We start from the raw sequence: 258 nt of genomic DNA on the forward strand, positions 1-258 counted from the left end.
TACAAGCAATCGCTGCAGCGCCGGCACCTAAACATACAATAACTGCATCTTCAATATCTTTGCCTTGCACTTCCAGCGCATTTATCATGCCTGCAGCCGTTACAATAGCCGTGCCGTGCTGATCATCATGAAAAACAGGAATGCTACAACGCTCTATTAATGCTTTTTCAATTTCAAAACACTCTGGTGCTTTAATATCTTCAAGGTTAATACCACCGAATGTGTCAGCAATATTGGCAACCGTGTTAATAAAGTCTT

General features: G+C 41.5%; 1 protein-coding gene. It reads right to left on the minus strand.

Annotated elements, in window-relative coordinates; genetic code table 11:
* Nucleotides 1-258, minus strand: a 258-nt coding sequence (locus AAEY83_RS16555) for a malic enzyme-like NAD(P)-binding protein (RefSeq protein ID WP_351060814.1), incomplete at both ends; no start/stop codon positions are given.

Origin of the sequence: Psychrobacter sp. TB20-MNA-CIBAN-0197, assembly GCF_040309765.1 — a bacterium.
GTDB lineage: Bacteria > Pseudomonadota > Gammaproteobacteria > Pseudomonadales > Moraxellaceae > Psychrobacter > Psychrobacter submarinus.